The 22,057-nt window shown below is 73.7% G+C and carries 21 protein-coding genes; 12 read left to right on the top strand and 9 right to left on the bottom strand.

Going from position 1 to position 22,057, the window contains the following annotated elements:
• Positions 1 to 91: 91 nt before the first annotated feature.
• Genes O4J56_RS00545 through O4J56_RS00520 form a run of 6 tightly spaced genes read left to right on the top strand, consistent with a single transcriptional unit; the run spans position 92 to position 8,107 of the window.
• Entirely contained in the window at positions 92 to 1,795 is a 1,704-nt protein-coding gene (locus O4J56_RS00545; RefSeq protein ID WP_270683030.1) for an ABC transporter substrate-binding protein, read from the top strand.
• Positions 1,796 to 1,798: 3 nt separating this feature from the next.
• Positions 1,799 to 2,791: an ABC transporter permease gene (locus O4J56_RS00540; protein WP_270683029.1), complete on the top strand. Its 993-nt coding sequence runs from the start codon at positions 1,799 to 1,801 to the stop codon at positions 2,789 to 2,791.
• A complete protein-coding gene (locus O4J56_RS00535; RefSeq protein ID WP_270683028.1) occupies positions 2,791 to 3,687 on the top strand; it encodes an ABC transporter permease in 897 nt (298 codons plus the stop codon). Before O4J56_RS00540 ends, O4J56_RS00535 begins: the two co-directional genes overlap by 1 nt.
• Before the next feature lie 4 nt (positions 3,688 to 3,691).
• The gene (locus O4J56_RS00530) at positions 3,692 to 4,642 is read left to right on the top strand and encodes an ABC transporter ATP-binding protein (protein WP_270683027.1); all 951 of its coding nucleotides are present in this window, start codon (positions 3,692 to 3,694) and stop codon (positions 4,640 to 4,642) included.
• Positions 4,643 to 4,658: 16 nt separating this feature from the next.
• Positions 4,659 to 5,591 carry an ABC transporter ATP-binding protein gene (locus O4J56_RS00525; protein ID WP_270683026.1) on the top strand — a complete coding sequence of 311 codons (933 nt, stop codon included), beginning with the start codon at positions 4,659 to 4,661 and terminating at the stop codon, positions 5,589 to 5,591.
• 14 nt (positions 5,592 to 5,605) lie between these two features.
• Complete coding sequence (locus tag O4J56_RS00520; protein ID WP_270683025.1) at positions 5,606 to 8,107, top strand: glycoside hydrolase family 2 protein; 2,502 nt, start codon at positions 5,606 to 5,608, stop codon at positions 8,105 to 8,107.
• Between the two features lie 55 nt (positions 8,108 to 8,162).
• On the opposite strand, the gene O4J56_RS00515 is transcribed toward O4J56_RS00520, so the two are convergent.
• The gene (locus O4J56_RS00515; RefSeq protein WP_270683024.1) at positions 8,163 to 8,657 is read right to left on the bottom strand and encodes a nuclear transport factor 2 family protein; all 495 of its coding nucleotides are present in this window, start codon (positions 8,655 to 8,657) and stop codon (positions 8,163 to 8,165) included.
• A gap of 145 nt (positions 8,658 to 8,802) precedes the next feature.
• Between O4J56_RS00515 and O4J56_RS00510 the strand changes: the two genes are divergently transcribed.
• A complete protein-coding gene (locus O4J56_RS00510; protein WP_270683022.1) occupies positions 8,803 to 9,648 on the top strand; it encodes a LysR family transcriptional regulator in 846 nt (281 codons plus the stop codon).
• Here the strand turns inward: O4J56_RS00510 and O4J56_RS00505 are convergent.
• Positions 9,605 to 10,237: a TetR/AcrR family transcriptional regulator gene (locus tag O4J56_RS00505; protein ID WP_270683020.1), complete on the bottom strand. Its 633-nt coding sequence runs from the start codon at positions 10,235 to 10,237 to the stop codon at positions 9,605 to 9,607. The two genes, O4J56_RS00510 and O4J56_RS00505, sit on opposite strands and share 44 nt — an antisense overlap.
• 98 nt (positions 10,238 to 10,335) lie before the next feature.
• On the opposite strand from O4J56_RS00505, the gene O4J56_RS00500 reads away from it, so the two are divergent.
• On the top strand, positions 10,336 to 11,634 hold the full coding sequence (locus tag O4J56_RS00500) for an FAD-dependent oxidoreductase (RefSeq protein ID WP_270683018.1): 1,299 nt from the start codon (positions 10,336 to 10,338) through the stop codon (positions 11,632 to 11,634).
• Here the strand turns inward: O4J56_RS00500 and O4J56_RS00495 are convergent.
• Positions 11,612 to 12,076, bottom strand: coding sequence for an Lrp/AsnC family transcriptional regulator (locus O4J56_RS00495; RefSeq protein WP_408639065.1), 465 nt, complete (start codon positions 12,074 to 12,076; stop codon positions 11,612 to 11,614). The genes O4J56_RS00500 and O4J56_RS00495 overlap by 23 nt on opposite strands.
• 110 nt (positions 12,077 to 12,186) lie before the next feature.
• On the opposite strand from O4J56_RS00495, the gene O4J56_RS00490 reads away from it, so the two are divergent.
• From O4J56_RS00490 to O4J56_RS00480, 3 genes are read left to right on the top strand one after another with little or no spacing between them, the layout of a single operon-like run.
• The gene (locus O4J56_RS00490) at positions 12,187 to 12,675 is read left to right on the top strand and encodes a DUF2000 domain-containing protein (protein WP_270683016.1); all 489 of its coding nucleotides are present in this window, start codon (positions 12,187 to 12,189) and stop codon (positions 12,673 to 12,675) included.
• A 43-nt stretch (positions 12,676 to 12,718) separates the two neighbouring features.
• Complete coding sequence (locus tag O4J56_RS00485) at positions 12,719 to 13,834, top strand: FAD-dependent oxidoreductase (protein WP_270683015.1); 1,116 nt, start codon at positions 12,719 to 12,721, stop codon at positions 13,832 to 13,834.
• A gap of 39 nt (positions 13,835 to 13,873) precedes the next feature.
• Positions 13,874 to 14,221 carry a hypothetical protein gene (locus tag O4J56_RS00480; protein WP_270683013.1) on the top strand — a complete coding sequence of 116 codons (348 nt, stop codon included), beginning with the start codon at positions 13,874 to 13,876 and terminating at the stop codon, positions 14,219 to 14,221.
• Positions 14,222 to 14,304: 83 nt separating this feature from the next.
• On the opposite strand, the gene O4J56_RS00475 is transcribed toward O4J56_RS00480, so the two are convergent.
• From O4J56_RS00475 to O4J56_RS00450, 6 genes are all read right to left on the bottom strand, one after another.
• Positions 14,305 to 15,543 carry a ketosynthase chain-length factor gene (locus tag O4J56_RS00475; RefSeq protein ID WP_270683011.1) on the bottom strand — a complete coding sequence of 413 codons (1,239 nt, stop codon included), beginning with the start codon at positions 15,541 to 15,543 and terminating at the stop codon, positions 14,305 to 14,307.
• A complete protein-coding gene (locus O4J56_RS00470) occupies positions 15,540 to 16,817 on the bottom strand; it encodes a beta-ketoacyl-[acyl-carrier-protein] synthase family protein (RefSeq protein WP_270683009.1) in 1,278 nt (425 codons plus the stop codon). Before O4J56_RS00470 ends, O4J56_RS00475 begins: the two co-directional genes overlap by 4 nt.
• On the bottom strand, positions 16,814 to 17,140 hold the full coding sequence (locus O4J56_RS00465) for a TcmI family type II polyketide cyclase (RefSeq protein ID WP_270683007.1): 327 nt from the start codon (positions 17,138 to 17,140) through the stop codon (positions 16,814 to 16,816). The genes O4J56_RS00470 and O4J56_RS00465 overlap by 4 nt, the downstream gene beginning before the upstream one ends.
• Positions 17,141 to 17,167: 27 nt before the next feature.
• A complete protein-coding gene (locus tag O4J56_RS00460) occupies positions 17,168 to 18,646 on the bottom strand; it encodes an FAD-dependent monooxygenase (RefSeq protein ID WP_270683006.1) in 1,479 nt (492 codons plus the stop codon).
• 285 nt (positions 18,647 to 18,931) lie between these two features.
• On the bottom strand, positions 18,932 to 19,675 hold the full coding sequence (locus O4J56_RS00455) for an EthD domain-containing protein (RefSeq protein ID WP_270683005.1): 744 nt from the start codon (positions 19,673 to 19,675) through the stop codon (positions 18,932 to 18,934).
• 10 nt (positions 19,676 to 19,685) lie between these two features.
• The gene (locus O4J56_RS00450; RefSeq protein WP_270683004.1) at positions 19,686 to 20,288 is read right to left on the bottom strand and encodes a DsbA family oxidoreductase; all 603 of its coding nucleotides are present in this window, start codon (positions 20,286 to 20,288) and stop codon (positions 19,686 to 19,688) included.
• Positions 20,289 to 20,602: 314 nt separating this feature from the next.
• Between O4J56_RS00450 and O4J56_RS32000 the strand changes: the two genes are divergently transcribed.
• Positions 20,603 to 22,033: an SDR family oxidoreductase gene (locus tag O4J56_RS32000; RefSeq protein WP_333563773.1), complete on the top strand. Its 1,431-nt coding sequence runs from the start codon at positions 20,603 to 20,605 to the stop codon at positions 22,031 to 22,033.
• The last annotated feature ends 24 nt before the right edge of the window (positions 22,034 to 22,057 follow it).

Genomic DNA, 22,057 nt, shown 5'->3' with positions numbered 1-22,057 from the left:
TGGACGTGTTTCCGTTCGGTGAACTTATCCGCTTAAGTTCCCGGTCCACCACCTTCGCGCCGCCCCGGCGGTGCGGAAGGGAGAGAACCGCATGGCATCCCGAGCACGAGCCCTCCCGGCCGCCCTGGCGGCGGTCGTGCTGGCGGCCGCCGCCTGCACCTCCGAGTCCGACGGCGGAGGCGGCTACCCGCGCGCGCAGACCCTCTACACCAGCGGGACCCAGTGGGGTCCGCCCTCCACCTGGAACCCCCTCGCCAAGTCGCAGTACGCCACCGGCACCGTCGGCTACGTCTACGAGCCGCTCTTCCTGTACGACCCCATGGAGGACGAGTACCGGCCCTGGCTGGCCGAGGAAGGCGAGTGGACGGGAGAGGACACCTACAGCCTCACCATCCGCGACGGGATCGAGTGGTCCGACGGCGAGGCGTTCACCGCCGAGGACGTCGCCTACACCGTCGAGCTCGGGCGGATCGACGCCGTCCCCTACTCCAACCTGTGGGACTGGCTTGAGGGCGTGGAGGTGGTGAACGAGCGCGAGCTGGAGTTCACCTTCTCCGAGCCGCGGCGCCAGGAGTGGGCCAACTGGCTCTACAACGAGGCCATCGTCCCCGAGCACGTGTGGTCCGGGCGCAGCGAAGACGAGGTCGTCAACGACCCCAACGAGGATCCCGTCGGCACCGGCCCCTACGCCTACGAGACGCACGGCCAGGACCGCATGGTGTGGGCCAAGCGCGACGACTGGTGGGCCACCGAGCAGCTCGACCTGGACGTGCGGCCCGAATACATCGTCGACATCGTCAACTCCACCAACGACGCCGCCCTGACCATGCTCACCCAGGGCGAGATCGACCTGAGCAACAACTTCCTCCCGGGCATCGACCGCACCCTTGAGGCCTCGCCGGAGATCACCTCCTACTACGACGAGCCGCCGTACATGCTCTCGGCCAACACCACCTGGCTGGTGCCCAACACCGAGCGCGAGCCGATGGACGACCCGGAGTTCCGGCGCGCGCTGGCGCACGCGGTCGACCCGCAGGCCATCGCCGACGGCCCCTACGGCGGCATCGTCGCCCCCGCCGACCCCACCGGCCTGCTCCCCGCCTGGGAGCAGTACGTCGACCAGGACCTCGTCGAGGAGGAGGGCTTCTCCCACGACCCGGAGGAGGCCCGCTCGATCCTGGAGGAGGCCGGCTACACCGAGAACGCCGACGGCATGTTCGCCACCCCCGACGGCGACCCGGTCGCGCTGGAGCTGATCGTGCCGTCCGGGTGGACGGACTGGATGGAGGCGGCCGACATCGTCGCCGAGAGCGCCGCCGAGGCCGGGATCGACATCACCGTGGAGTTCCCCGACGACGCCGCCCTCCAGGACGCCCGGGCCACCGGCGACTTCGACCTGCTCTTCAACAACGAGCGGCAGATCAGCAACACCCCCTGGACCTACTACGACTACATGTTCCGGCTCCCGGTCCAGGAGCAGCAGACCACGGTGAACTTCGGGCGGTACGAGAACGAGGAGGCCTGGGAGCTGACCGAGGAGCTGGCCCGCGTCGACGTGGAGGACACCGAGCGCATCGCCGAGCTCACCTCACAGCTGCAGGAGATCCACTTCGCGGAGACGCCGGTCATCCCGCTCTGGTACAACGGCCTCTGGTCGCAGGTCAACGAGTCCGTCTGGACCAACTGGCCCTCGGACGCCTCCGACACCCCGCCCTGGTTCCCCACGACGTGGCGGAACTACAACCAGATGGGCGCCGTGCTCACGCTCACCGAGATCGAGCCCGTGAGCGGCTGAGGCATGGGCCGGTACCTCGGACGCAAGGCCGTCCTCTACGCGCTCACGTTCTTCGTGGCGGTCACGGTCAACTGGATGATCCCCCGCTTCATGCCCGGAGACCCCGTGCGCACCATGCTCGGCCGGGCCTCGGTGTCCGACCCGCAGGCGCGCGCCGCCATGGAGGACCACTACGCCCGGCTCTTCGGCCTCGACGTGCCGCTGTGGAAGCAGTACCTCGGGTTCTGGGGGTCGCTGATCCAGGGCGACCTGGGCACCAGCGTGTGGCTGTTCCCCACGCCCGTCACCGAGGTGCTGCTGGACGCGGTCCCCTACACCCTGGTGCTGCTGCTCCCGGCGATCCTGCTGAGCTGGGTCGCGGGCAACCGGTTCGGCGCCTTCGCCGCGCGCAACCGGTGGCTGGACAACACGGCCCTGCCCGTCTCCTACCTGCTCACCGCCACGCCCTACATGTGGCTGGGGGTGCTGCTGGCCTGGGGGCTCGGCGTGGTCGCCGGCTGGTTCCCGGCCACGGGCGCCTACAGCTTCGCCCTCACGCCCGCCTTCACGTGGGAGTTCCTGTCCGACGCCCTGGCGCACTGGGTGCTGCCGTTCCTGTCGCTGTTCCTGGTGGCGTTCGGCGGCTGGGCGATCGGCATGCGGAACCTGATCATCTACGAGCTCGAAGCCGACTACTCCGCCTACCTGCGCGCGCTGGGCGCCCCGCGCAGGCTGGTGCGCCGGTACGCCTTCCGCAACGCGATGCTCCCGCAGATCACCGGGCTGGCGCTGCAGCTGGGCACGATCGTGGCCGGGTCCCTGCTCACCGAGGTCGTCTTCGCCTACCCCGGCCTGGGCTCGCTCATCCTCGAAGCCCTGAACAACCGCGACTTCTTCCTGCTCCAGGGCGCCTTCCTGTTCATCGTCACCGGCGTGCTGATCGCCAACCTGGTCGTCGACGTGCTCTACGTCGTCGTCGACCCGCGTACCCGCATCCAGATGCAAGGAGGCGCCTGATGAGCCTGGATCCGGCGGCCGCGAGCGACAGGGCCCAGGGCCCATCCGGCCGGCGCGGGCGCGACGAGCTGCGGTTCGCCCTGCGCAACCCCAAGCTGCTCGCGGGCGGCACCGTGCTGGCCCTCCTGCTCCTGACGGGGCTGGTCGGGCCCGTATTCACCGGTGGCGCCCCGAACGCCTACGTCGGCCCCCAGTACGCGCCCCCGTCCGGCGACCACTGGTTCGGCACGACGAGCTTCGGGCAGGACGTGTTCACCCAGTTCGTGCACGGCCTGCGCGCCACGTTCGCCGTGGGCGCGCTGGGCGGCGGCATCGCCTGGGTCATCGGGATGGCCGTCGGCTTCCTCGGCGGCTACCGGGGCGGGCTGGTGGACGAGGTCCTCAACATGCTGACCAACATCGTCCTGGTGCTGCCCGCGATGGTCGTGCTCATCATCGCCGCCGCCTACCTGCAGGCGCGCGGCCTGCTGGTGCAGTCGCTGTTCATCGGGCTCACCACGTGGCCGTGGGCCGCGCGCGCGATCCGCGCGCAGACCTTCACCCTGGCCGGGCGGGAGTTCGTGGACCTAGCGCGGCTCAGCGGCCGCCGCACGTGGCGCGTCATCCTCCGCGAGGTCGCCCCGAACATGTACTCCTACCTGGTCATGTCCTTCATCCTGCTGTTCGGCGGGGCGGTGCTGATCGCGGCGGGACTGGACTTCATCGGCCTGGGGCCCACCGAGGGCGTCTCGCTGGGGCTCATGATGCACCACTCGGTGTCGTGGGGCGCGCTGCACCTGGGCACCTGGTGGTGGTTCGTCCCGCCGGGGGTCGGCATCACCGCGGTCGTCGGGTCGCTGTACATCGCCAACGTCGGGTTGGACGAGGTCTTCAACCCGCGCCTGAGGGAGCTGTGATCCCATGACCCTGGAAGTCTCCGAGCTGCGGGTGCACTACCGGACCCTCAGAGGGAGCGTGCAGGCCCTGGACGGCGCGTCGCTGGAGGTCGGCGACGGGGAGGTCATGGGCGTGGTCGGCGAGTCCGGCTGCGGCAAGTCCACCCTGGGCAAGAGCCTGATCCGGATGGACGGGCGGATGCGCCACGTCGGCGGGTCGGTCCGCCTGGGCGGCGAGGAGCTGCCCATCGGCGACGACCGGGCGATGCAGCGCTTCCGCTTCCACGAGGTGTCGCTCATCCCGCAGTACGCGATGAGCGCCCTGAACCCGACGCGGCGCATCGGCCGGATGATCGGCGAGCTCCTCGAATCGCGCGGCGTGCGCTACGCGGAGGTGCGGCGGGAGCTGGAGCGGCGGCTGGAACTGGTCGGTCTCGGCGCCGAGGTGCTCAAGCGCTATCCGATCGAGCTGTCCGGCGGCATGAAGCAGCGCGTGGTGCTGGTGCTGTCCACCCTGCGCGACCCGGCGGTGCTGATCGCCGACGAGGCGACCTCGGCCCTGGACGTGGCCAACCAGCGCGCGGTGGCCGAGGCCCTGGTGGGGTTCCGGGACCGCGGGTTCATCGGGTCGATGCTGTTCATCACGCACGACCTGGCCCTGGTCGCCCAGCTGGCCGACACGGTGACGGTGATGTACGCGGGCCGGTCGGCCGAGTCGGCGCCCGTGTCCGAGCTGCTGCGGCGTCCGCGCCACCCCTACACGCGGATGCTGCTCTCCGCCGTCCCGGAGGTCGGCACCACCATCGACGAGCACCGCCAAGAGGGCATCCCCGGCAGCCCGCCCGCCCTGCTCGACCCCCCGCCGGGCTGCCGCTTCAAGGACCGCTGCCCGCTGGCCTTCGAGCAGTGCGAGACCCGGCCCCCGTTCGTGGAGGTCGCGCCGGGGCACCGGGTCGCGTGCTGGAAGGCCGAGTGAAAGGTTGACGCCCCCGATGCTCACACTCGACCGGGTCTCCAAGGTCTACCGCGTGGGGACCTTCGGAACCCAGCCCTTGAACGCGGTGCGCGACGTCTCCCTCACGGTGCCGCCCGGCGCGGTGGTCTCCCTCATCGGGGAGAGCGGGAGCGGCAAGAGCACCATCGGACGCATGGTCCTGCGGCTGACGCCGGTGACGTCGGGGGCCATCACCTTCGACGGACGGAACGTGGCGGGCCTGAGCGGCCACCGGGCGCGGAAGGGGTACTACCGCCACGTCCAAGGCGTCTTCCAGGACCCGTTCAGCTCCTTCAACCCGATCTTCCCGGTCGACCGGGTCTTCGAGATGCTCCGCGGCGCGTACTTCCCCGGGGTGTCCGACGCCGAGTGGCGCGCGTCCGTGCGCCGCGGGATCGAACGGGTCGGCCTCGACCCGGGGCAGGTCCTCGGACGCTACCCGCACCAGCTGAGCGGCGGGCAGCTCCAGCGGCTCCTGATCGCCCGCGCGCTGACGCTCGACATCCGGCTGCTGGTCGCCGACGAGATCATCAGCATGCTCGACGCCTCGACCCGGATCGACGTGCTCAACCTGCTGGGCGACCTGCGCGCGGAGGGGCTGGGGATCCTCTTCGTCACGCACGACCTGGCGCTGGGGACCTACGTCAGCGACACCACGGTGATCCTGCGCCGCGGCGCCGTCGCGGAGATGGGGCCGACCAGGCAGGTCTACGCCTCGCCCCGGCACCCGTACACGCGCGGGCTGCTCGCCTCGGTGCCGAGGATGCACCGCACCTGGGCCGAGGCCGACGCCGATCTGGACACGGCGGTCGGCCCGTGCCCCGTCCATTCCGGCCCTGCCGGCCCAGGACCGGCGGGGCCGGCGGGGCCGGTCGAGGTCGGTCCCGACCATTTCGTCGGCTGCTTCTCCGACGACGCATGCCCCGAGTGAGGATGGAGCGGTACATGGCAGTCCACAGGGAACTGGCCGAGGGGTGGTCCGTGCGCGCCGCCTCGGAGCGGACCCCGGAGGGGGGTGGGGTCCCGAACGGGGAGGTGCCCGCCTCGGTGCCGGGGTGCGTGCACACCGACCTGATCGCGGCCGGAGTGATCGAGGACCCCACGGCGGGAAGGCGCGGGGGCGAGGAGGCGACCGCCTGGATCGGGCGCACCGACTGGACCTACACCCGCGCGTTCGGCGCGGAGGAGGCCGCACTGGCCGACGCCCATGAGCGGGTGGACCTGGTGTTCGACGGCCTGGACACCGTCGCCGACGTGAGCGTCGGCGGCCGTGTGCTGGGCAGCGCCCGCAACATGCACCGGTCCTACCGGTTCGACGCGTCCGGCGCCCTGCGCGGGGGCGCGGGCCGCGAGCTGGCCGTCGCCTTCGCCTCCCCCTACCGCTACGCCGAGGAGCTGCGGGACCGGCTGGGGGCGCGTCCGGCGGCCTATGACGAGCCCTACCAGTTCATCCGCAAGATGGCCTGCAACTTCGGCTGGGACTGGGGGCCGACCGTCGTCACGTCGGGCCTGTGGCGCCCGGTGCGGCTGCACGCCTGGAGCACCGCACGCCTGGCGCGGGTGCGGCCGGAGGTCACGGTCGAGGAGGGGGACGGGGGCTCCACGGGTGTGGTCCGCCTGCACGTGCGGATCGAGCGCACCGAGCGGGGGCGGGACACGCCGCTCACGCTGAGCGCGCGCGTCGGCGACCGCGTGGCGGAGGTGCACGTCGACCCGGGGGAGGACAGCGCCGTCGCCGAGGTGCGGTGCCCCGACCCGGAGCTGTGGTGGCCGCGCGGGTACGGCGGGCAGCCGCTGTACGGGGCGGGGCTGGCCCTCACCGATGCCCGCGGAGGCACGGAACTGGACACCTGGCACCGGGACGTCGGGTTCCGCACCGTCGACGTGGACACCCGCCCCGACGCCGACGGCACGCCGTTCACGCTCCGCGTCAACGGCCGCCCCGTGCTGGTGAAGGGGTTCAACTGGATCCCCGACGACTGCTTCCCCTCCCGGATCACCCCCGGGCGCTATGCCGAGCGGATCGGCCAGGCCGTGGACGCGGGGGCGAACCTGCTGCGGATCTGGGGCGGGGGGATCTACGAGAGCGCGGACTTCTACCGGGTGTGCGACGAGCGGGGCGTGCTCGTCTGGCAGGACTTCCCGTTCGCCTGCGCCGCCTACCCGGAGGAGGAGCCGCTGGCCTCGGAGGTGGAGGCCGAGGCGCGCGAGGCCGTCGTCCGTCTGGCGCACCACCCCTCGCTGGCCCTGTGGTGCGGCAACAACGAGAACCTGTGGGGCAGGGAGGACTGGGGCTGGGAGGAGGAGCTGGCGGGCCGGACCTGGGGCGAGGGGTACTACCGCGGCCTGCTGCCGCGGGTGGTGGCCGAGCTCGACCCGACGCGCCCCTACATCCCCGGCAGCCCGTACGCGCCCGAGGGACACCACCCCAACGACCCGGCGCATGGGCCGATGCACGTCTGGGACGTGTGGAACGAGCGCGACTACACCGCCTACCGGGGGTACCGGCCGCGGTTCGTGTCGGAGTTCGGGTTCCAGGCCCCGCCCGCCCACGCGACGCTGCGCGCGGCGGTCCCCGACGGGCCGCTGGCCCCGGACGCGCCCGGGGTGCTCGGCCTGCAGAAGGCCGAGGACGGCGCCGGGAAGCTGGCGCGCGGCCTCGCCCCGCACTTCGGGTCGCCCGCCTCTGAGGAGGACTGGCACTTCCTGGCCCAGGTCAACCAGGCGCGCGCGATGGCGGTGGGCGTCGGGCACTTCCGGGCGCAGTGGCCGCGCTGCGCGGGAACGGTGGTCTGGCAGCTGAACGACTGTTGGCCCTCGCTGTCGTGGTCGGCCGTGGACGGCGCGGGACGGCGCAAGCCCGTGTGGTTCGCGCTGCGCCGCGCGTTCGCCGAGCGCACGGTCGCCCTGGTGCCGGACGGGGGGTCGGGCCTGGCCGCGGTGCTCGGCAACGACACCGACCGGGAGTGGGCGGCGCCGGTGCGGCTGGTCCGCCGGTCGCTCTCGGGCGCGGTGCTGGCCGAGTCGGAGGTGCGGGTGGCGGTCGCCGCCCGGGGGGCGGCCCGTGTCGCCCTCCCGGAACAGCTCACGGCGGCGGGCGACCCGTCGCGGGAGTGCGTCACGGCCGAGGCCGAGGGGGCCGGGCGGGAGTGGTGGTTCTTCGCCGAGGACGCCGAGACCGCGTGGCCCGAGCCGGTGTACGACGTGAAGACGCGGACGGACGGCGGCCGGACGCGGGTGACCGTGACGGCCGGGTCGCTGCTGCGCGACCTGTGCCTGTTTCCCGACCGGCTGGCCCCGGCGGCCGGGGCCGACGACGGGCTGGTCACGCTGCTGCCGGGTGAGTCGCACACCTTCACGGTGGGGGGCGTGGCGGAGGCGGACGCGGCCGGGCTCGGCGGCCCGCCGGTGCTGCGCTGCGTGAACGAGGCCGTTCGGGGTGGATGAGGCGGATGAGGCGGATGGGGCCGACCCCGGTCGGCCCCTCTTCCCGCCATCCCAGTCACGCGCCGAAGATCGCCGTGGGGTCGCCCGTGTACCAGGCGTTCTCGATCCGCATCCGGCGGACCGCCCAGCGGTCCCCGTCCCGGACCAGGTCGACCTCGTAGTGGTTCTTCAGCAGCGCGAACACCGTGTGGTCGTCGGAGAGCAGGTGCTGGGCCTCCACGAGGGCCGTCATCCGGGCGGTGTCGCCCTCCACGGCGACGCGCGGATTGGCGACCTGGTGGGTGGTGTCCACGCGGCCGGTGAACATCTTCAGGATGGTGTCGGTGATGGCCCACCGGCCCGTCATCACCGGCGGGTGCGCTCCCCACTTCGCCGCCGCCGGGCGGAAGTCGAGTTCGGCGTCCTCTGCGAAGGCCGAAGCGAGGAGCTCCCGGTCCTTGAGGTCCTGGCCGAGGGCGAAGCGGTACAGCGCGTCCGCGGCCTCGGTGCGGTCCTTCAGGTCACGGGCGACAGGGTCGTGTCCAGTGGTCGCGTTCATGGGTGCGTTCATGGGTGCGCTCCGCCTCTTGCCGTCGTCTCCGGTCCGTTGCCTCTGCCTCCTCAAGGCTCCGGTGCGCGCGTCCCCGGAACAACGCCGATATGTGCAACGATCGTGAAGCAGGGCTCAACGATCGGGGGAGCACCGGAGGAGCGGCATGCTGGAGCGGCACGAGCTGGACACCTTCCTCACGCTCTGCGAGGAGCTGCACTTCGGCCGGACCGCCGAACGGCTGCGCGTGTCGACGTCCCGGGTCAGGCAGACCGTCCGCGCGCTCGAACGCCGCGTCGGCGTGCCCCTGTTCGACCGCACGAGCCGCCGCGTGGAGCTCTCCCCCGCCGGGCGCGCGCTGCGGGACGACCTGCGGCCGCACTGGGAGGCGATCGGGGAGGCCGTCGCCAGGGCGGTGGAGGCGGGCAGGGGCTACTCCGGGGAGCTGCGGGTGTGCTTCACCGAACCCCAGCACGGCCTCCTTCTCACCGGGGTGGCCGAACTCTTCGGCGAGCGGCACCCCGAGTGCGCGGTCCACTTGCGCGAGGCGCGCCCGGACGAGGTCCCCGCCCTGCTCCGCGACGGCGCGGCGGAGGTCGCGATGGCGGAGAGGGCGGGGGCCGTGCCGGAAAGGCTCTCGGCGAGCGCCGTCCTGGTCAGCGAGGCACGCTTCGTCGCCGTCCCCGCGGGGCACCCGCTCGCGCGCGCGGACGCCCTCCGCTCCGCCGACCTGGAGGACGCGACGGTCCTGACGACGTCCTCCCTGACCACCCCCGAGGCCCTGACCCAGGTGGGCGCGGGGCGGGGCGTACTGCCCGTCGGGGCCAGCGCCCGCCGGTACCACGCCCGCCCGGACGTCGCTTATGTACACGTCGAAGACGCGCCGCCGGTGGAGACGCACCTCCTGTGGCACACCTCCTCGGCGAGCGCACGCGTCCGCGCCTTCACCGAAGCGGCCCAGGACCTGGTCACCCCTCCCGGCCGCCCCCCGGAGCGACCAGTCCGGCACTGATCCCCCCGACACCGACGGGCTCCCCGGGCAACGGGGTGGAGCCCTCGGGGCGCAGGCCGTCCATCAGGGAGCTCAGCATGCGCGCGCGTACGGCCGAGCCGAGGCCGTCGGAGACCGCGGGAAGGGGCCGGGTCAGCACGGCCAGGAAGAGGACGAGGTCGGCCGCGCTGACGTCGCCGCGCAGCTCCCCCTGCTCGCGCGCCCTCGCCAAGAGGGTGTCGAGCGCCTCGCCCAGCCGGGCGCGGACCTCGGCGTAATCCGGGCCGCCCTCCATGTACCCGCCGAGGATCGGCAGCATGGCGACCCTTTGGCCCTCGACGGTCCTCGCGGCGAACGCCCTGAGGGCGGAGCCCGCCGGGGCGTCCGATCGCAGCGCCTCCTCCGCGAGGTCGGCCACGGCCGCCATGTCGGTGATGACCACGCTGCGGAGCAGCGGGAGGCGGGCCGGGAAGTGCCGGTAGAGCGTGGCGTTGCCGACCCCCGCGCGTTCGGCGACCTGGTCGAGCGGCACCTCGGGCCCCTGCTCCAGGACCAGGTCGCGTGCGGCGGCGATGATCCGCTCCCTGTTCCGGCGTGCGTCGGCGCGCATCCCTCCGTGCCTCCCGAATAACCGTGGACAGATTCCCCGCTTATGCTAGCGTGCGGAGTAAGTGGGGAATGATTCCCCGTTTATCCATGGAGGGTCACATGGGTTCGATCACGAAGACATCGACGACCTGCGTCATCGCGGGCGGCGGCCCGGCCGGGACGGTCCTCGGGCTCCTGCTCGCCCGCTCCGGCATCGACGTGGCGGTCCTGGAGAAGCACCCCGACTTCCTGCGCGACTTCCGCGGCGACACGGTGCACGCCTCCACCCTCGCCCTGCTCGACGAGCTCGGCCTGGGCGAACGCTTCGCGGCGCTCCCCCACAGGCGCGAGCCCCACCTGCGGATGCACTTCGACGAGGGGTCGGTGACGGTGGCCTTCGACCGCCTGCCCGGCCGCCACCGGCACATCGCCCTCGTGCCGCAGTGGGACCTGCTCACCCTGCTGGCCGACGCGGCCGACGCCTCACCGCACTTCCACCTCGCCCGCTCCGCCGAGGTCACCGGCCTGATCCGGCGGGATGACGGGCGCGTGTGCGGGGTGCGCTACCTCGACCGCGACACCGGGGACACGCACGAGCTGCGGGCCGCCCTGGTCGTCGGGACCGACGGGCGCCACTCGACGGTGCGGCGGCTGCTCGGGGCGGCTCCGCGCTCCGGGGCCGCCCCGCACGACTGCCTGTACCTGCGTCTTCCCCGGGCGGACGGCGACCCCGAGGGCTCCCGGCTGCACTTCGGCTCCTCGGGCGGGGTCGTGATGATCGACCGCGGCGACTACTGGCAGATCGCACTGATCATCGGCAAGGGCGAGGCGGAGGCGGCCCTGGCGCAGGACGCCGCGTGGATCCGGCGGGCGCTCGCCCGGTCGGTCCCGGGCCTCAAGGAGCGGGCGGCGACCGTCCGAGCCGAGGACGTCGCGGTCCTGCAGGTCCGCATCGACCGCCTGCGCCGCTGGTGGGCACCGGGGGTGCTGCTGATCGGCGACGCCGCGCACGCGATGTCCCCGATCGCCGGGGTCGGCATCAACCTGGCGGTCCAGGACGCCGTGGCGGCGGCGCGCATTCTGGTGCCGGCGCTGCGGCGCGGGGAGGCACGGCCGCGCGACCTCGCACGCGTCCAGCGGCGCCGGTGGTGGCCGACGGTCCTGACCCAGGCGGCGCAGAAGCAGGCGGAGAAGAGGGTCGTCCCCTCCGGCTCCGTCGGAGCACGGCGGGACCTGCCGCCGCTCCGCACGCCGCAGCCGATCCGCACGCTGAACCGCTGGAAGGGGTTCCCCCACCTGATGGGCCGCCTCGTCGGCATCGGGCTGCGGCCCGAGCACCTGACCGGACCGCTGGCGCCGTTGAGGGTGGCGGCCCCCGACCCGGAACGGGGGCCGTTCACTCCTCCGAGGCGGGGGTGATCCCGGTGTTGCGCAGGTGTTCGTAGACGACCGAGGTGCGCACGTCGGCCACCTCCGGGCGCTGGGTCAGGCGGTCGATCACGAACGCGTACAGCCCCTGGTTGTCCGGGACGGCCACGTGGAGGATGAAGTCCTCACCCCCGGAGGTCACGTACACGTCCAGGGTCTCGGGGAGCGCCGCGGCCCAGTTGCGGAAGTCCTCGATGTTCCGCCGCGACGGGGGCCGCACCCGGATCGCGATGAGCGCCTGGACCGGGCGGCCGAGCGCGGCGAGGTCCACGTCCAGGATCGCCCCGCGGATCACCCCGCGCTCCCGCAGGCTCCGCGTGCGGTCCAGCGCCGTGGTCGGCGATACGCCCACCGCCGCCGCGACGTCGCGGTTGGTCCGCCGTGCATCCGACTGCAGTTCCCGCAGGATCGCCTGATCTAGTTCGTCCAACACGCCGGACTCCCCCTCCTGGCCGATTTAAATACGGATCGCTTGAAGTCGACCCGTATTCATTTCTAGCATCATCGGCGTTCCAGCTGACAGATGCCCAGGAGGGGACCGAAATGCCCGTTGAAAGTACAGCCCCTGAGCGCGCCGTCGGGTTCGCGCCCGAGGAGGTCGACCTGGCCCTGCCGACCCGGTCGCTCCGCCTGAAGTGGGTGGTCGTGGTCGACGCCGCGCTCCCGCCCGGCCGCGCCGCGAACGCGGTGGCCTGCGTCGCCTCGGCGACCTCTCCGGAGGTCGGGGGCCTGCTCGGCACGGTGGCGGTGGACGCCGAAGGGAGCGAGCACGCCGCGCTCCCGTGGACCGGGTGCACGGTGCTGGCGGCCGACGCCGACACCCTGCGCACGGTCCGCGCGAAGGCGGCCGCCGCCGCGACCTGCTTCGTCGCGGACATGCCCGCGGCCGCACAGCACACTCGGGTCTACGCCGAATACCTGGATACGGTGAAGGGGACCGCGGCGGAGGAGATGGCCTACTCCGCGGTGAGCATCGTCGGCCCCCGCAACAAGGTCGACAAGCTCGTGGGCCGCCTGCCCCTGATGCCCTGACCCCGGCGGCCGGTCCGCCCTGTCCTCCGATCGAGGGAGCGCCATGGACGCAGTACCTCCGCACACCGGCGTCGCCGTGATCGGTGCCGGGCTCATGGGGACCGCCACCGCGCGGGCGCTCGCGCGGCGCGGGCACGCGGTCGCCCTGTTCGAGCGCCACGGGCCGGGGCACCGGCACGGCAGTTCGCACGGCAGCGCACGCGTCGTGCGGCGCGCCTACGCCGACGCCCGGCACGTCCGCCTCACCGGGCGCGCCATGGACCTGTGGCGCGCCGCCGAGGACGAGTCCGGCGCCGCGCTCCTGCGGATGACCGGCGGCGTCGACCACGGGAACGCCGACGTCGGCGCCATCGCCGCCGCCTTGGACGCCGAGGGGGTCCCCTACGAGTCCCTGACCCCGGCCGAGGCCGAGGCGCGCTGGCCGGGCGCGCGCTTCGAAGGGCGGGTGCTGTTCCATCCCGAAGCCGGGACGGTCGACCCCGACGCCGCCATGGCGGCCTTCACCGGCCTGGCCCGCCGCGACGGGTGCACGTTCCACCCGGACACCCCCGTACTGGGGATCTCCGTCGAGGACGACCACGCGGTTCTCACCCTGCCTTCAGGGACCGTGCGCGCCGACAGGGTCGTGGTGGCGGCGGGGGCCTGGGCGTCCGGCCTGCTGGAGGGCGTCGTGCCGATGCCCCGGCTCACCGTCACCCAGCAGCAGGTCTTCCACTTCCCGCGCCGCGCGCTGGCGGCCGACGCCCCGACCGTGATCCACCACCGCGACCCGTTGACCTACAGCCTGGCGGGCGGACGCGACGGCGGCCCCGGCGACGGGCGCAAGATCGCCGAGTTCCTCGACCCGCGGGGAGGACCGGTCACCCCGGACACCAGGAGCGGAACGGTCGACCCCCGCGCGCGCGAACGCGTCACCGCGTATGTGCGCGAGTGGTTCCCCGGCCTGGAGTCCGAGCCGTTCAATGAGGCGACCTGCCTGTACACCTCCACGGACGACGAGGAGTTCATCCTCGACCGGAAGGGCCCGGCCGTGGTGTGCTCCCCGTGCTCAGGACACGGAGCGAAGTACGCCCCGCTGATCGGCGACCTCACCGCCGACCTCGCCGAAGGCGGAACCGCCCCGGACCCCGCCTTCGCCCTGGCCGCCCCGAGGGACTGACCCCTTCCGCCCCGCCGGTCCCCCGCTACGCTCGCCTCCATGGCCCCCCTCCCATGGCTCCGGGTTACCGTGCTCATCGCCGCCACACTGCTGGCGATCGTCGCCGCCCTATGGCTGCTGTTCGTCGCGGTCCTCGTCAGCGAACCGTCCGAGTGCGCCATGACCCTGACCGAGCTGGCCCGTGCGCAGTGCGACCAGGCCCTGGAACGCGGCGACCACAGCATGCTCCCCACCTATGCGCTCGCGGCGACGGCGGCCCTCCTGGCCGCCGCCACCGGTGCCGCCTGGGTCCTGGCCCGGCGGCGCGCATGGGTCCCTTGGGCGGCCCTCGTCGGCGTACCGGCGGTCACCCTGCTCAGCCTGATCCTCTTCACTCCGGATGCGTGACCCCCAGGCCATCGACGTCCGCCGTGACCCCGCCGAAGGCGGGGCCCCGCCGGACCCCGCCTTCGTGTCGGGGCGGTGCGCTCCTAGGCGGCCGCCGCCGGGGCCGCCGCCCACGGTGCGCGGACCACGGCCGCGGAGTTGAATCCGCCCTGCCCGCGCGCCAGGACCACCGCGACGCCGACCCGCCCCGGCCGCGGGTCGCCGGTGACCAGGTCGAGCCCGTAGTCGGGCGCGGGGGCGACGTTGGCGGTGGGCGGGATCACCCCGTCCCGGATGGACAGCAGCGCGGCCGTCACGTCCAGCGAGGCCGCCCCGGCGTTGAGCCGTCCGGTCATCGTCTTGGGGGCGGTGACCGGCACCGCCCCGCGGCCGAAGACCGCGTCGATCGCCTCGGCCTCGACCCGGTCCAGCTCGGGCACGGCCGCCGCGTCGGCGAAGACGGCGTCCACCTCGTCCGGGTGGACGAAGGCGTCGTCCAGCGCCGTCCAGATCGCCCGCTCCAGCCCCGGCGGCCTGCCGCTGCCGGGGGCGGGGTCGAAGGTGGCCCCGTACCCGGCGAACTCGCCGTAGACCGTGGGCGCGCCGCGCTCGCGGGCCGCGTCGGCGTCCTCCAGCACGAGCAGCGCCCCGCCCTCGCCCGACACGTGCCCGGCGGCGCGGGCGTCGAACGGCAGGTAGGCGCGGTCGGGGTCGTCGGCGGTGCTGAGCCGCCCCCCGGCGAGCTGGGCCACCCACCCCCAGGGGCAGATGGACCCGTCCACCCCGCCGGAGACGATCAGGCGGCTGCCCTTGCGGATCTGCCGCCGCGCCTGGGCCAGCGCGTCCAGTCCGCCGGCCTGGTCGCTGACGACCACCCCGCTCGGACCGCGCATGCCGTGCCGGATGGAGATCTGGCCGGTGTTGACCGCGTAGAACCAGGCGAAGGACTGGAAGGCGCTGACGTACCGCCCGCCCTTGCTCCACAGGTTCTGCAGCTCCCGCTGGCCGAACTCGAACCCGCCGGCCGAGGAGGCGGTGGTCACGCCCATGTCGAACTCGGGGACGTCCCCCGGCTCCACCCCGGCGTCGGCCAGCGCCCAGTCCGCGGCCACCAGCGCCAGCCGGGTCATGTGGTCGGTCTGCGGCAGCAGCCGGGCGGGCAGCAGGTCCTCGGCGACGAAGCCGGGCACCTCCCCCGCCAGGTGCGCCGGGTACCGCCCGGCGTCGAACCGGCGGACGGGGCCGATGCCGCTGCGCCCGGCCAGCGTCGCCCTCCAGTACTCGGCGAGGCCGAGCCCGTTGGGGGCCGCGACCCCCATCCCGGTCACCACCACCCCGCTCACGCGGCCTCCCTCTCCGTCGCACCCTTGGACGTCAGCACCATCGCGCTCTGGAACCCGCCGAACCCGCTGCCCACGGTCAGCACCGTGTCGGTGCGGTGCTCGCGCGCGGTCAGCGGCACGTAGTCCAGGTCGCACTCGGGGTCGGGGACGGTCAGGTTGGCCGTCGGGGGGACCACGTCGTGCTCCATGGCCAGCACCGAGGCGGCGATCTCGATGGAGCCGATGGCGCCCAGCGAGTGCCCCACCATCGACTTGATGGAGCTGACCGGGGTCCGGCGGGCGTGCTCGCCGAGGCTGCGCTTGAAGGCGGCGGTCTCGTGCCGGTCGTTCTGCTTGGTGCCCGACCCGTGCGCGTTGATGTAGTCGATGTCGGAGGGGTCGCACCGCGCCTCGTCCAGCGCGGTGCGGATGGCCTCGGCCATCTCCCGCCCGTCGGGCCGCAGCCCCGTCATGTGGAAGGCGTTGCACCGGGTGGCGAAGCCCGCGACCTCGGCGTAGACGTGCGCCCGCCGCCGCCGTGCGGCCTCCCGCTCCTCCAGCACGAACACCGCGGCGCCCTCGCCGAGCACGAAACCGTTGCGGGTGCCGTCGAAGGGCCGGGAAGCGTGCTCGGCGTCGTCGTTGCGCGGCGTGGTGGCCTTGATGGCGTCGAAGCAGGCCACCGTGATGGGGGAGATGGGCGCGTCGGCGGCCCCGGCGACCATCCGGTCGGCCGCCCCTTCGCGGATCAGCTCGACGGCGTGGCCGACCGCGTCCAGCCCCGAGGTGCAGCCGGTGGAGACCACCGCGGTCGGCCCCTCCGCGCCCACCGCCCAGGCCACCTCGGCCGCGAACGAGCCGGGGACGAAGTAGTCGTACAGGTGTGGCACGGCGTAGGTGTGGTCCACCAGGTCCAGCCGCCCGCCGTCGCTGACCACGTTGTACTCGCGGTCCAGCCCCATGGTGGCGCCGACGGCGCTTCCCACGGCCACCCCGGTCCGGTAGGGGTCGAGGCCGCCGGGCTCCAGCCCGCTGTCGGCCACCGCCTCGCGGGCCGAGACCACGGCCAGCTGGGCGGCCCGGTCCATGCGGCGCACCTCCTGCGGGCCGAGCCCGTGCGCCCGGGGGTCGAAGTCGATCTCGGCCGCCACCCGGGAGCGGAACTGGGAGGGGTCGAAGAAGGTGATGCCGCGGGTGGCGGTGCGCCCCTCGCTGAGCAGCGTCCAGAAGTCCTTCGCGCCGATCCCGCCGGGCGCGGTGACGCCGACGCCGGTGATGACGACCCTCCGGTTCATCGGGCCTCCCAGTGGTAGAAGCGGTGGGCCATGGCGTCCTTGGGCGACCGCCAGGTGGCCGGGTCGTAGGCCTCGATGTAGGGCTTGAGGTCCTGGCTGATCCCGGTGAACAGGGGGTGGTCGCGGACCTGCTCGATGGCCTCGGGGCCGTGCTCGTCGTCGAAGTCCTGCAGGTGGAGGTAGAGGTCGTGGAAGGTGAACAGCTCCCGCCGGCGCGTGCCCATGAGGCCGGGCATCTCGGTCGCGTCGAAGCCGCGGAACAGGTCGGCGATCTCGCCCGTGGTCCCGGGGCGGAAGCGGGCGACGATCAGTGTGCTGTGCATGCTCCTTGCTCCTTCTCGTTGGCCGCCTCAGGCGGCGGGTCCGAACCAGCGGGTCAGGGCCTCGGCGAGGCCGCCCGCGCCGGGGGAGGTCCAGGCGACGTAGCCGTCGGGGCGGATGAGCACGGCGTCGGCGGGCGCGCCGAGGCCCGCGTCGCCGTCGACGGGCTTGGCGGCGACCGTGTCCACCCGGTCGGCCCACCCGCGGGCGGTGTCCCGCAGGGCGGGGTCCCCCGACAGGTCGAGCAGCACCCCGCGCGCCGCGTGCAGCAGCTCGGGGGTGGAGGCGGTGCCCTCCTCGGTGACCAGGCGGCGCGGCGGCATGCGGCGGCCGAGCAGCGGGTGGTCGCCGGGGCCCACGTCATAGCGCACCTCCAGGCCGCTGACCATGGCGACCAGGTGCCGGGCGACCTCGGGCAGCTCCACCAGCTCGGTGAGCAGCTCGCGCATCGGCCCGGTGTTCTCGCCGGTGAGGAACAGCAGCCCCTGGGCCTGGGTGTTCATCAGCAGCCGCGCGCCGACCGGGTGGCGCTCGGCGTGGTAGGTGTCCAGCAGCCCCTCGGGCGCCCGCCCGGCCGCCGCGGCGCCCAGTTTCCAGCCGAGGTTGACCGCGTCCTGGATGCCGACGTTCATGCCCTGCCCGCCGGCGGGCAGGTGGATGTGGGCGGCGTCCCCGGCCAGCAGCACCCGGCCGCGCCGGTAGTGCTCGGCCTGCCGGGCCGCGTCGCCGAAGGCGGTGGTCCACACGGCGCCCCCGCCGGAGATGTCCTCTCCGGTCAGCCGCTGCCAGGCCGCCGCGACCTCGGCGAACGGCGGCGGCTCGGTGCGCTTGCGGGGCGGGCGCCCGCGCTCGCAGACGACGATGCGCGTGACGCCGTCGGCCAGCGGGCCGGCCAGCACCATGCCGCCGGGCAGCGGCTCCCCCGCCCAGCGCGGCGCGATGTCGGCGCCGGTGACGTCGGCGATGACCATCTCCGTGGTCGCGGCGGTGCCGGGGAAGCCGATCCCGGCGAGCCTGCGGACGGTGCTGCGGCCGCCGTCGCACCCGGCCAGGTAGGCGGCGCGGATGCGGTAGGGCCCATCCGGCCCCTCGACGTCGACGTCCACGCCGTCGCCGTCGTCGGCCAGGCCGACCACCTCGTGGCCCCGGCGGATGTCGGCGCCGGTGTCGTGGGCCCAGGAGGCGAGCATCTCCTCGGTGCGGTTCTGCGGGATGCCCTTGCCGCCGAAGTGCGCGCCCTCCAGCACGCCGAAGTCCAGCGGCACCCCGCCGAAATGGCCGACGTCGCTGGTCTCGACGCCGCCGAGGCGCGGCAGCAGCCCGCGCTGGTCGAGGGATTCCAGGGTGCGCGCGGTGTAGCCCAGGCCCCGGGACTCCCCGGTGGGCGCGGCCAGGCGCTCCAGCACCACGGCGGGGACGCCGGCCAGCCGGAGCTCGGCGGCGAGCATGAGCCCGACCGGCCCTGCACCGGCCACGACGACGGGAACGGTATCGGTCTTCTCGGTCACCTCGGGTCCTTTCGGGTGAGGGCCGGCCCCGGGCACGACGACGAGGCCCCGGGGCGCGCCGATGCGCGCCCCGGGGCCTACGGGGTGGTTCCGGAAGGGGCCCAGACGGGCGTGGCGGCCCGCGCCGACGGGCGCGGGCGGGGGGAGGGAGGGGCGGGAGCGGCACCGGATCCGGGCATGGCTCGACCGCCGCGGAAAGTGTGACATCGGCCCCGAACGCGGGTCAAGGGCCCAAGAACGGCGGAGCCGGGGCCCATCCGGACCCCGGCCGTAGGCGCGCGCAGGTCAGACGATGACCGTGCGGCGGGTGAGGACGGAGGTGCTGGCGTCGGGGTCGACGTATCCGGCCTGGCGCTCGCGCAGGCGCTCCAGCACCCCGGCCAGGTCGGCGAAGCCGGTCACGGCGGTCGCCACGATCGCGTCGTGCCGGTCGGCCGCGGCCGGGTCGAGCGCCCCCGGCCCACCCTGCACCAGGTTGTGCTCGCGCCGGTGCACCACCGCCCGGTAGCCGGGGTCGGCGCCCAGCCACGCGGCCTCCTCGGTGAGCGCGGCCGCGAACTCCTCGGGCCCGGTGCCGGGGCGGCGGCGCAGGAAGTCGAAGGCCACCAGCGCCCCGTCGCCCGCGGGGTCACCGCGCTCCCGCCCGCCGCCGAGCACCGCCTCCTCGACGACCTCGTAGGCGGTCGGCGGTTCGGAGAAGATCTCCGCGCCCATGCGGATCTCGTCGGGCCGCACCGTGGCCAGGTACTCCCGGTCCTCCAGGACGGCGTCGAAGGACCTCCGGTCGGCGCAGGCGTGCTCGACCACCACCAGCAGGTCGTCGGGGCGCCGGTAGAGGGCCGGGGCGCCGGCGCCGGCGCCGTCCTCGGCGCCGAGCACCCGGTTCATCGCGTAGCAGGTGAACAGGCCGCGGATGGCCGGAACGCTCATGGCCAGCGCCGCGTGCTTGTCCACCACGTAGTCCTGGCCCTCCCGGCGTCCGGTGCCGGGCCGGGGCCCACGGGTGACGAGTACGTCCTTGAAGGTCACGGAGGGCTCCTCACCCGGTGTGCTGCTCCAGGAACCCGGTCAGGTCCTGGATGTCCGGAGAGACCAGCATGTACCTCTCGTCCACGACGAGGCTGGGCACGCCGTGCACCCCGTACTGGGCGGCGCGCGCCAGGTCCGCGTTGACCTCCTTCTTGTAGGCGCCGGGCTCCAGCGGGGGCAGCCCGAGCTCCGCGGCGATCGCGTTCAGGTCGCCGGGGTCGCCGATGTTCCGCCCCTCCACGGCGAACCCGCTCATCAGCGCCTCGGCGGTCTCGGTGCCCTTCCCGTGCGCGTGGCCGTGCTTGACCATGCGGTGCGCGTCGGCGGTGTTGGCCATGATCGCCCGGTCCAGCCGGTACTCCAGGCCCACCTGGGCGGCCAGGTCGGTGGTCATCTTCTGGCGGCGCTTGTCCTCGGCGGCGTTGATCCCGTAGCGGTTCAGGTGCGCGTCGGTGAGGGTCCAGGTGACGTCGGAGGGGTAGGCGGGGTCGAGCTGGAAGGCGCGCCACACCAGCTCCGGCCGGGCGCCGGTGCGCTCCAGCGCGATCGACAGCCGGCGCTTTCCGATGTAGCACCACGGGCAGACCATGTCGGAGAAGATCTCGATTCGCATGCCCCAACCCTAGGAAATAAACGCACATCTCGAAAGAACATACCTTTGAGTTAGTCCCTTTCTGAAAGAAAGCGAAAAACAGGAGCCTCCGGCGGGACCGTTGACGGGGGCCCCGACGCGTGTCACGCTTTCGAGGCGCGGGCGACGTGTGCCCGGACCGCGACGGTCCCGGCCCCGCCCCGACATCCCGGCGCCGACGCGCCGCCCCTCCCGCCTTCAGGCCCCTCACGGCCCCCGCCCGCTCCGGGCGCGGGGCCGTTCGGCGTGCCCGTGGGCCCCGGCGGCGCGTCGGCACACGTTTTTCAGGAGGAGCCATGGGAGCCCTGGACGGCAGGATCGCGCTGGTCACCGGTGCGAGCCGCGGCATCGGCCGAGCGATCGCCGAACGGCTGGCCCGCGACGGCGCGCTGGTCGCCGTGCACTACGCCGCCAACACCGAAGCCGCCGAGAAGACCGTGTCCGGAATCGTCGAGGCGGGCGGCCGCGCCTTCCCGGTGCAGGCCGAGATGGGCGGCCCGGGCGACGTGGACACCCTGTTCACGCGGCTGCGATCGGCCCTGGCCGAGCACGCCGGGCGGGTCGAGGTGGACATCCTGGTCAACAACGCGGGCGAGCAGACGGCCGCCGGGCTGCCCCCCGAGGAGATCACCCCCGACCGCTTCGACCGCATGTTCGCCGTCAACGTCAAGGCACCGCTGTTCACCACCCGGCGCGCGCTGGAGATGATGCCCGACGGCGGCCGCATCATCGGCATCTCCTCGGGGCTGACCAGGTTCGCCGTTCCCGAGCAGCTCCTGTACTCGATGACCAAGGGCGCCCTGGAGCAGATCGCCCTGCACTACGCCCGGCACCTGGCCCCGCGCGGGATCACGGTGAACAACGTGGCCCCCGGGATCACCGACAACGGCAGCCCGGTCTTCTCCGTGCCCGAGGCGGTCGAGCAGATGTCACAGCTCTCGGCGTTCGGGCGGGTCGGCCGGCCCGAGGAGATCGCCGGCGTGGTGGCGTTCCTCGCCGGACCCGACGGCGGGTGGACCACCGGCGCGTTCATCGACGCCAGGGGCGCACCCGGGCTGGGGTGGGGCCCACACCGGGGGGCCGGGCGGGGCCCCGCGGCCCCCGCCCCCACCCGTCCACCCCCGCCCACGGAGGGACTGACCATGGCGGACCGCCCCGTCCACCTCGTCGTGATCACCGCCAGCGTGCGCGAGGGCCGCTTCGGCCCCACCGTCGCCCGCTGGTTCCTGGAGCGGCTCCGGGCCGACCCCGGCCTGACCGCCGACCCGGTCGACCTGCTCGACGTCGACCTTCCCGACCGGCTGCCCGCCACCGACATGCGCGACCGCCCTCCCGAGGCCGACGCGACGGCCGCCCGGCTCGCCGCCGCCGACGGGTTCGTGGTGGTCACCCCCGAGTACAACCACAGCTTCCCGGCCTCGCTCAAGCACTTCATCGACTGGTTCATGGCCGAATGGCAGGCCAAACCGGTCGGGCTGGTCTCCTACGGCGGCCTCAGCGGCGGGCTGCGCGCCGTGGAGGCGCTGCGCACCGTCTTCGCCGAGGTCCACGCGGTGACCGTGCGCGAGACGGTCAGCTTCCACCAGGCCCGCGAGCGGTTCGGCGCCGACGGCCGACCGCTGGAGCCGGACGGCTGCGAACAGGCGGCCAAGCTCCTGCTCGACCAGCTCACCTGGTGGGCGCTGGCGCTGCGGGAGGCCAAGGAGCACCGCCCCTACCGCGCCTGAGGCGCGCGGGGCGGGACCGGACGC

It is taken from the genome of Nocardiopsis endophytica, from assembly GCF_027706725.1.
In the GTDB taxonomy this organism is placed as follows: Bacteria; Actinomycetota; Actinomycetes; order Streptosporangiales; family Streptosporangiaceae; genus Nocardiopsis_A; species Nocardiopsis_A endophytica.
Note: the sequence above shows the minus strand (reverse complement) of the source record. Positions and strands in the feature narration are given on the sequence as shown.

What these genes read in the sequence shown, in the direction of transcription:
- O4J56_RS00465 (WP_270683007.1), bottom strand. Translation starts at nt 17,140, where the DNA reads ATGCACAGCACACTGATCGTCGCCCGCTTCCGCCCCGGGACCACGGGC.
- O4J56_RS00450 (WP_270683004.1), bottom strand. Translation starts at nt 20,288, where the DNA reads ATGCGAATCGAGATCTTCTCCGACATGGTCTGCCCGTGGTGCTACATC.
- O4J56_RS00530 (WP_270683027.1), top strand. Translation starts at nt 3,692, where the DNA reads ATGACCCTGGAAGTCTCCGAGCTGCGGGTGCACTACCGGACCCTCAGA.
- O4J56_RS00515 (WP_270683024.1), bottom strand. Translation starts at nt 8,657, where the DNA reads ATGAACGCACCCATGAACGCGACCACTGGACACGACCCTGTCGCCCGT.
- O4J56_RS00510 (WP_270683022.1), top strand. Translation starts at nt 8,803, where the DNA reads ATGCTGGAGCGGCACGAGCTGGACACCTTCCTCACGCTCTGCGAGGAG.
- O4J56_RS00540 (WP_270683029.1), top strand. Translation starts at nt 1,799, where the DNA reads ATGGGCCGGTACCTCGGACGCAAGGCCGTCCTCTACGCGCTCACGTTC.
- O4J56_RS00520 (WP_270683025.1), top strand. Translation starts at nt 5,606, where the DNA reads ATGGCAGTCCACAGGGAACTGGCCGAGGGGTGGTCCGTGCGCGCCGCC.
- O4J56_RS00545 (WP_270683030.1), top strand. Translation starts at nt 92, where the DNA reads ATGGCATCCCGAGCACGAGCCCTCCCGGCCGCCCTGGCGGCGGTCGTG.
- O4J56_RS00490 (WP_270683016.1), top strand. Translation starts at nt 12,187, where the DNA reads ATGCCCGTTGAAAGTACAGCCCCTGAGCGCGCCGTCGGGTTCGCGCCC.
- O4J56_RS00535 (WP_270683028.1), top strand. Translation starts at nt 2,791, where the DNA reads ATGAGCCTGGATCCGGCGGCCGCGAGCGACAGGGCCCAGGGCCCATCC.
- O4J56_RS00470 (WP_270683009.1), bottom strand. Translation starts at nt 16,817, where the DNA reads ATGAACCGGAGGGTCGTCATCACCGGCGTCGGCGTCACCGCGCCCGGC.
- O4J56_RS00480 (WP_270683013.1), top strand. Translation starts at nt 13,874, where the DNA reads ATGGCCCCCCTCCCATGGCTCCGGGTTACCGTGCTCATCGCCGCCACA.
- O4J56_RS00505 (WP_270683020.1), bottom strand. Translation starts at nt 10,237, where the DNA reads ATGCGCGCCGACGCACGCCGGAACAGGGAGCGGATCATCGCCGCCGCA.
- O4J56_RS00500 (WP_270683018.1), top strand. Translation starts at nt 10,336, where the DNA reads ATGGGTTCGATCACGAAGACATCGACGACCTGCGTCATCGCGGGCGGC.
- O4J56_RS00485 (WP_270683015.1), top strand. Translation starts at nt 12,719, where the DNA reads ATGGACGCAGTACCTCCGCACACCGGCGTCGCCGTGATCGGTGCCGGG.
- O4J56_RS00525 (WP_270683026.1), top strand. Translation starts at nt 4,659, where the DNA reads ATGCTCACACTCGACCGGGTCTCCAAGGTCTACCGCGTGGGGACCTTC.
- O4J56_RS32000 (WP_333563773.1), top strand. Translation starts at nt 20,603, where the DNA reads ATGGGAGCCCTGGACGGCAGGATCGCGCTGGTCACCGGTGCGAGCCGC.